Source organism: Longimicrobium sp., assembly GCF_036280135.1.
Classification (GTDB): domain Bacteria; phylum Gemmatimonadota; class Gemmatimonadetes; order Longimicrobiales; family Longimicrobiaceae; genus Longimicrobium.
Window position 1 is genome coordinate 1 of the sequence record NZ_DASURI010000048.1, and the last position, 7,349, is coordinate 7,349.

At 70.2% G+C, this 7,349-nt stretch carries 9 protein-coding genes; 1 reads left to right on the forward strand and 8 read right to left on the reverse strand.

Translation table 11 applies throughout. The features are described 5' to 3' along the window. The 8 genes from VFZ20_RS01550 to VFZ20_RS01585 form a co-directional block, all read right to left on the reverse strand. Positions 1-418: hypothetical protein (locus VFZ20_RS01550; protein ID WP_329682052.1), on the reverse strand; the 418-nt coding region annotated here is incomplete at its 3' end. Between the two features lie 3 nt (positions 419-421). Continuing rightward, on the reverse strand, positions 422-1,351 hold the full coding sequence (locus VFZ20_RS01555; protein WP_329682053.1) for a TrbG/VirB9 family P-type conjugative transfer protein: 930 nt from the start codon (positions 1,349-1,351) through the stop codon (positions 422-424). After that, positions 1,348-2,121 (reverse strand): VirB8/TrbF family protein, encoded by a 774-nt coding sequence (locus VFZ20_RS01560; RefSeq protein ID WP_329682054.1) that lies wholly within the window; start codon positions 2,119-2,121, stop codon positions 1,348-1,350. Before VFZ20_RS01560 ends, VFZ20_RS01555 begins: the two co-directional genes overlap by 4 nt. Positions 2,122-2,164: 43 nt before the next feature. Further along, the gene (locus tag VFZ20_RS01565; RefSeq protein ID WP_329682060.1) at positions 2,165-3,028 is read right to left on the reverse strand and encodes a type IV secretion system protein; all 864 of its coding nucleotides are present in this window, start codon (positions 3,026-3,028) and stop codon (positions 2,165-2,167) included. Positions 3,029-3,099: 71 nt separating this feature from the next. Further along, positions 3,100-3,858 carry a hypothetical protein gene (locus tag VFZ20_RS01570; protein WP_329682055.1) on the reverse strand — a complete coding sequence of 253 codons (759 nt, stop codon included), beginning with the start codon at positions 3,856-3,858 and terminating at the stop codon, positions 3,100-3,102. After that, complete coding sequence (locus VFZ20_RS01575) at positions 3,855-6,524, reverse strand: hypothetical protein (protein ID WP_329682056.1); 2,670 nt, start codon at positions 6,522-6,524, stop codon at positions 3,855-3,857. The genes VFZ20_RS01570 and VFZ20_RS01575 overlap by 4 nt, the downstream gene beginning before the upstream one ends. Then, positions 6,440-6,772, reverse strand: coding sequence for a VirB3 family type IV secretion system protein (locus VFZ20_RS01580; protein WP_329682057.1), 333 nt, complete (start codon positions 6,770-6,772; stop codon positions 6,440-6,442). The genes VFZ20_RS01575 and VFZ20_RS01580 overlap by 85 nt, the downstream gene beginning before the upstream one ends. A gap of 9 nt (positions 6,773-6,781) precedes the next feature. Beyond that, entirely contained in the window at positions 6,782-7,105 is a 324-nt protein-coding gene (locus VFZ20_RS01585) for a TrbC/VirB2 family protein (RefSeq protein ID WP_329682058.1), read from the reverse strand. A 34-nt stretch (positions 7,106-7,139) separates the two neighbouring features. Here VFZ20_RS01585 and VFZ20_RS01590 point away from each other — a divergent pair. Beyond that, positions 7,140-7,349, forward strand: a 210-nt coding sequence (locus VFZ20_RS01590; RefSeq protein WP_329682059.1) for a hypothetical protein, incomplete at its 3' end; no start/stop codon positions are given.

The window sequence follows — 7,349 nt, forward strand, 5'->3', positions numbered from 1 at the left end:
ACGCCGCGTACGCCGATCCGGCGTACGGATCAACCGCGCCGAACCCGGTCGGGTCCAGCCCGGCCGCCGCGCCGGAGCCGTACACGTCCACCGGGAGGTCCGCCGGGAGCGTCCCCGCCCCCGCCAGCCTGCCGGGCGCCAGCGCCGCCCCGGTGTCGGGCGGGGTGGCGAGGTAGCTACGCCGCGAGGCGTCGTCGCCCAGCTCCTCCGCCGGACCACCCTCCGCCGCGCTCGCGGAGCGCGGGCGCGGGGCGTTGAACATGAAGCTGACCACCATCACCGTGATGGCGAGGATGCAGGCGAGCATCATCACCGCCTTGCGGTTCCACATCGTCACCTGGCGCTCCGCCGCAGGCCGAGCCGCCGGTGCGGATGCCGCCTGGGCGGCATCCTGTCCGTCAATCCGTTCGTCCTGCATGGCTCACCTTCCGGTCTGCGTGATTTCCACCTTGTGCTCCCGCTTTCCTTCGCGGAGCACCAGCACCCACCGCCGCGCCACCCGGTCCGCCGTGATCGCGTCCCCGTTCACCGGGTCCGGGTGGACCGTCGTGTTCACCAGCTCCCGTGTGCCGTCCTCCGGCACCGCGTACAGCGACGGCATGGGGCCGCTGCGCGCGGCCGGGCTGAACCGGATGATCGTGCGCCGCCCGTCGTCCACGACCTGCACCGGCGTCCACAGATACCGCCGCCCGAACAGCCGCACCCCGAACAGGCCCCGCCGCTCGCCCCACCGATAGCCCGCGTTCACGGCCGCCGCGTCCACCGCGACCGGCACCGCCGCAACGGCGCCGACACCGCCGCCGGGTTCGTCGGGATACCAGAAGCGGATGCCCTCCATGTAGTCCTGCCGGGGGTTCGTGCCCCGGCACGGCGGCACCTCGAGGTCCACCACGTACCGGCGCCGGTCCGTGATGATGATGAGGTTCGTGCTCACGTCGCACTCCTTCGCCCGCACCAGCACGACCGTCGTCTGCCCCTGCATCGTGTGGTCAACGTCCCAGCGCACCGGGTCCGCCGGGAGCAGGTCGTCCGCCAGCACTTCCCCCGGCTGGAGGTCGATCTGGCAGTTGCGCAGGGTTGCGCAGCGCAGCACCGGCCGGACGTGCCCGAACGGGTACGTGAGGAAATCGCCGGGGCGCTCCGGCGGGATCGTCGCCGCGCGGCCGGAGGCGCGGTAATCCGCCAGCGCACGGGCCACCGCCGAGCTGGGCGCCGCCGCCGGGGCGGCCGCGGCGCTGTCGGCCGGGGCCGCCACCGGCACGCCCAGCACCTTCGGCGCGGCCTGCGCAGCCGCGCCTGTCGTGGCGGCGCAGACGAGCGCCCCCGTCAGGATGATGAGAGAGGTTTTCACAGCTCACCTCGCGTCGGATCGGAGGGATTGGAGATCGGCGCCCAGGTCAGGGCGACGATGTACAGGTTGCGCGGATTCAGGTTGATGGCCTGCGTGGTGCGGCGCTGGACGCCGGGGCGCCCGCCGTGCTGCACGCGCATCTCCGCCTCCCACGCCGTCGTCGTGCGCGCGCCGGTCGTGTGCTCGATTTCGGTTTCGTCCCAGCGCACTTTCCAGCTCTCCCCGTTGGTGCCGGGAAGCACGCTCAGGACTTCCACCATCCGCACGGCGCGCTTGCTCACCACGCGCGCGTCGTTCTCCGGCCGCCGGAAATAGCCGTTGAGGACCCGCGACACGGACGGCCCGGCGTAGGCGTAGGCCCGTTCCACCATCATCCGCTGCGCGTACGGATCGGTGGAGACGGTGCGCACGTCGGTGATAAAGCGGGTCAGCTCCCCGCCCACCACCGCCGGGTCGCTGAGGTCCGCCCGCTCTGCCGGGCCGACCGGGACGGCCACGTTGAGGCGGTCCACCGCGACCACATACGGGACGAAGCGCGGCGACAGCGCCGTGTAGGCGAGGACGCCGATGGTCCCCACGTGAACCGCGAAGTTGATCCAGAACGCGGTCCGCCATGACCGCGTATCCCGCTTCGCGTTTTCGATCCTGTCGCCCGCCACCCGGCGGGCGTCCACGATGCTCCGGGCCACGCTGTCCGCCCGCCGGGCGCCCCGCCGCCGGAGCGGGAATCGGCGGATCGGAGCCTTGGATTGTGTCTGTTCGGCCGACACGGTCCCTCCTTTGTCTGCCGTTGATTTCAGGTGAAATCCGGGCTCACTTCGCCCGGACAGCGTTCGCCAGCCCGAGGCTCCACCCGGCGGTGATGTGCTTCGCGAACATCACCGGGAGACCCATCACCAGCCCGGTGAACAGGAACGCGCTGTAGAGCACTTCGCCGGCGGGAGACAGGTCCGTCCACCGCGATCCCGCCACGGACCGCACCATGTCGGCGGAAATCTCCGTCCCGGTCCACGTGAGGAGGAACAGCACCATCAGCTTGATCCCCACGTAGCTAAGGAGGTTGAGGTAGTTGTCCGTCAGCTGCGCGGTGGACTCCCATCCCGCGAAGCCGAGGAACAGCACCCCCGCGCCCATCGACAGGTAGCTCTGGATGAGGGTGTAGGAGACGGCGACGGCCGTCACCACGTAGGCGAACAGCACGACCAGCCCGGCGAACTGGATCGTGAACCCGGCAATCGGATTGACGAAGTAGTCCACCGCGGAGATGCCGATGGCCCCTTGCAGGTCCGTCCCGAGCGCCACGATTTCCGAGGGGTTGAGCGTGGCCCGCCCGGACGCGGTGATGCCCGCCTCGCGGAACACGTCCACGAACAGCGGAATCCACATCTCCCACGTGAACATGATCGTGTACCAGCCGGTGATGAACAGGAACCGGCGGATGAACTGCACCGCCACGTCATCCAGCTCATCCTTGCTCACGATCCACTTCAGCCCCGCCAGCGCGAAGCCGATCCCCGAGACCACCGCGAAGATGCGGGAGGTGATCGGGAACAGCCGATCCATCCACGTGAAGGACGCCTGCTTGTACGACAGCGTGGCACGGTCGAGGATGCCGGGCTGCTGTGCCGCCGCCACACCGGTCGCGACCACCACCAGGAGGAGGGCGAGCAGCACCACCCTCAACCACCCGGTCCTGCGGAGGGCCGGGACGAGCCCGGCCCTCCTCAGAAGGTCGCCCCGCTGGGGCGTCACGGCCGCCTCCAGCTTCCGTCGTCCCCCTGCGACGTGGTGCGCCGCCGGTTGACCGTGTTGCGCAGGAGCGTTTCCAGCGCAGCGTCCGCCTGCATTTGGCGCTGGAGGCGCGCGGCCTCCGCGACGGCCTGCGCGTTCGTCTGGATGCTAATGGCCTGGCGCAGCATCACCAGCTCCTCCGCCGCGTAGCCTTGCAGCGTGTTTTGGAGCTCCAGCGCCTGCTGCGGGCTGACGATCCCGTTCATCTGGCGCTTGATCTGCCCCAGCCGGGCGAGCCCCGGCTGGGCGTCGGCCATCTGGCGGCTGACGGCGTTCAGCGACGCGCGCAGCGTCGCCAGCGACCGCTCCGCCTGCTGCCGCTGGGCGGCGCCGATGCGGAGGTCAGCCGGGAGCTGGTAGCCGGGGAACGTCTGCTGGAACAGCCGGTCGATCTGCGCGGCGCTGTAGGCCAGCGCCTGCCCCTGCCGCATGATCTGGTCAAGCTGGTTGACCAGCCCCGACAGCTCGCGCCAGTTGGGGTTCCGGAGCCGCTGGAGCGCCTGAATCTGGTAAAGGATCTGGCGCCGCTGGTTGTCGATCTGCTGCGCGGCCTGCGCGACTTGCCGCGCGTTCTGGACGAGGTTGCGCGGATCAATCACGATCTGCGGCACCCCCGGAATTCCGAACTGCGCGTGTGCGGCGGCCGGAGCCGCCGCCGCGCCCAGCGCGAGCGCGCCAGCGGCCAGCAGCCGCCGGGAGAGATTCGCGAGTCTCATCGTTCTGCTCCTTCCACTTCGGGTTCCTGCTCCGCTGCGGACACGTACTCAGCCCACCGGCCGAGTCCCCGCCGCCGCAGCCATTCGGCGGGCCACGCGGCGCCGTGCGCCGCCACCAGCGCGTCCACGTCGGCCCGCGTGTCGGCCATGCTCAGGCCGTCCGAGGCCGACAGGAACGCGTGCGCGACCGGCCCCGCGGCTAGCTCGAACAGGCGAGAGCCGAGGGGCGTCTTGTAGTAGATTTGCCGTTGGGGCTGGGCCGACCGGACGATTTCCACCTCCCGGTCGTTGAGCCCCATGTTCCGGTACTGCTCCATCCCGTCCCGCGTCATGCGCGGGTTCGGGAGGAAGAAGTGCACGGGGTAGGACTCCATCAGCTCCGCGCGGTACGGCGATTCCGCCAGGTTGGCGGGGTCCTGCGTGGCGAGCCCCAGCACCCCGTTTTCCTTCCGCACCGTCACGGACCAAACGGCGATCTGCTCCGCCAGCTCGCCCTTTTTCAGCGCCATCCGGCCCTCATCCACGGGGATGTACGTCGGCCGCCCGTTGAGGCGCCGATTGATCCCGTGGAAGAGGTAGGAGAGCACCGGGGCCGTGATCCGGTCGTCGCGGAAGGCCAGCAGGTGTTTCAACTCAAACACCTGATAGTCCCCGTCGCGGAGGTCGTCGTGCGCCGCGTCGAGGAGCCGCCCGTAGTTGCCGAACTCCGCCGTGTAGTAGCCCACGGCGGAGCGCAGCCGGTCGTTCTGGAGTTGGAAGTAGAGCTGCGTCAGCGTGCGCTCCGGCCGGTCCATCGCCGCCAGCAGCAGGAGCGCCGCGTTCACGTCGTCGCGCAGCTCCGGCGTGAGCTGCACCCCCTGGGCGTCAAAGAGCACGTCGAGGAAGCGCGCAGCGGCGGCGCGCTGCGCGTCGTTGTCCAGCTCCCCGAGCGGCTGGAAGGCCACCGCGTCCGGCCGGCCGGAGCACAGGTCGTAATGCGTCCCCCCTGCCGCCTTCACCAGCGCGTAGCCCGAGTATCCGTTGTCCAGATGGAACACCTGGGCGCCGGGATACCTGCGGAACTGCGCGATCATCAGGTTCAGGAAGAACGACTTCCCCATGCCCGTGGGGGCGATAATGAGATGGTGCCCCACGTCTTTCGGGCTAACATGCCAGTTGATCCGCACCGGCACGCACCCGTCCGTCCGCCCCCACAGGAGCGGGGGCGAGCCGGGCGGATAGTACGGACAAGGGCTCTCGCGCAGGCCCGGCCACTTCGACGTAAGCGGCAGCAGGTTGGCGATGTTCTTGGTGTGGACGACCGGCTTGCGGACGTTGTAGTAGCCGTGACCGGGCAGCGTCCCAGCCAAGGCATCCAGGGTGTTCATCTCCTCCACGGTGGCGGTGAATCCCTTGTCGTTCAGCAGGCGGACGATTTCGCGGGCCGCGAAGTCCGCCTGCTCCTCCGATTCCTCCATCACGACCACGGCGGGCGTGTAGGAGGCGAACCGGACGGCGCCGCTGGAGGCCAGCGCGGCTGCCTCCGCACTGTCCTGCGCCATCTGGATCGCGTGCTGATCCGCGAAAAAATCCAGTCGGGGGTCCTTCGCGGCGGCGCCGGTCGCGCCGCTGATCTGCTGGATCGCGGGCCGCGTCTTCCGTGCGAACCCTTTCGTCTGCCAGCGGATGAGACGGAGAGCTTCCGTCGTGCTCTTGGGCAGGAACCGGCTAGAGAAGCGGAAGGGGAAGCCGAGCTTCCCCAGGTCCGCGAGGAGCCCCGGCTGAGAGTACAGCGGGAAGTCAGTCACGCCCACGACGCGGACGTTCCGCCGCCCCACCACCGGCTGGAACCCCCCCCACAGCCCTTCCTCCAGCAGCACCCGCCGCACGTCGCTCACGTCGTTCGGCGTGCGGACGGGATGGTGCTTCCCCGTAACGCACGTGTGCAGCACCGTGAGCAGCGCGTCCGCGTCCAGCGGCTCCAGCCGGACGCTGGACGGCATCCGGTTCTGGAACTCCCGCACGTAGCCCGCGAAGCGGTCGAGGACGCGCTGGGCTTCCGCGTCCACGTCCTCACGCTTCGGCCGCGTCACGATCCACTCTCCCAGCCGCGAGTAGACGTCGTAGGGCGGGAGCCACCCGGCGAACAGGTAGTGGTCCGTTTCGTAGCTCCGCCCTGCGCCGAGGTAGTTTTCCCGGCGCTCCGCGTCGATGGCCCGCGTCACGCGGTCCGGAAACGCCCCCTCCGGGGCGTAGCCGGGGGCTTCGCGGTGGATGGCTTCCGCGTGGAAAATCCAGTTATCCACGAACGGCAGGAAGGCGAAGTTGGCCTGCCGGGTCAGCAGGTTCGCGCCCTGCGCGGTGTCGGCGTCGAGGTCCGGCCCGCGCATCCTCCAGCCGCAGAGCAGCAGGCCGTCCGCGTTCTCCAGCACGGATTGCCGGGCGTCCTCCAGCCCGCGCTCATCCACCAGCGCGCGCCAGTTGATCTTGTCGCTCAGCCCTTCCTCCGCATCGAGCGGGGGCGCCCCGCGCGCCCGCGCCCGTGCGGCGGAGATGGCGGCGGCGCCGAGCGCCGCCCCTGAAATCAGCGTCAGCAGCTCCATCATCGCGCTCCCGGTATCGAGGGTTTGACCGGGGGCTCTGCGGCCTGGAGGTCCGCGTGCGGCGGGTAGTAGCGCCGCCGCCACGCGAGGCTGCGGACGAACAAGTCCGTCATGCGCGGGTCCTTGCCCGCGGCGTAGCGCGCGACCAGGTGGACGGGCACGACGAACGAGGCGGCGAGGAGGAGGGAGCCGAACGTGATCCCCTTCCACGTCACCACCAGCACGATCACCATGAACTCCACCCCGATCACCCGCCGCTCCACCCCCGCCCACAGAACGGGGCGGGTGAGCGACGGATGGATGCGGTCCCGGTCCAGCTCATCCCCATTCATGGCGGCCCCCTACAGCAGCGCGCCGCCAAACGAGGCGTACGACACGATGGTCTGCGCCGTGAGCGCCACGGCCCCGCCGAGGACGCACCGGCTCAGCCACTTGGACCCCTGCTCATGGCCGCCGAAAATCCACTGGTAGCCAGCGATGGCGGTCCCGATCCCCACCACCGTCCGCGCCGTGGGGCCGGTGAGGTTGTTGAGGAACGTCTGCATCGGCGTGTTCCAGGGCATGGAGGTGCCCCCCGTGCCGCCCGCCCACAGGTCCGGGGCGAAAGCGAGGGACAGCGCCACCAGCCCGAGCAGCAGGGCGAATTTGCGTTGCGTGGTCTGCATGGATTCCTTCCTTTGTCCTGCAGGGGGATTTCAGGTGAAATCCCCGCGTTTTCTCCTGCGCCGGCGCGGCGGGAGCGCCGCGCCGCGGTGGACGTGCCGGAAAGCCGCGCGGGCGCGCGGCCGGGCCGTGGTGGCCCGCGCGCCGTCGCGCGCACGCGACGGCGCGGGCAGGGGAAGGGGCGGCGCTTCACAGCAGCACCCCGTGTTCGTCGTAGTGCCGCAGGGCGTACGGCGCGGCCCGGTC

Excerpts from the sequence above, each read along its gene's own strand:
- VFZ20_RS01580 (WP_329682057.1), bottom strand. The coding sequence starts at position 6,772 with ATGAATGGGGATGAGCTGGACCGGGACCGCATCCATCCGTCGCTCACC.
- VFZ20_RS01570 (WP_329682055.1), bottom strand. The coding sequence starts at position 3,858 with ATGAGACTCGCGAATCTCTCCCGGCGGCTGCTGGCCGCTGGCGCGCTC.
- VFZ20_RS01585 (WP_329682058.1), bottom strand. The coding sequence starts at position 7,105 with ATGCAGACCACGCAACGCAAATTCGCCCTGCTGCTCGGGCTGGTGGCG.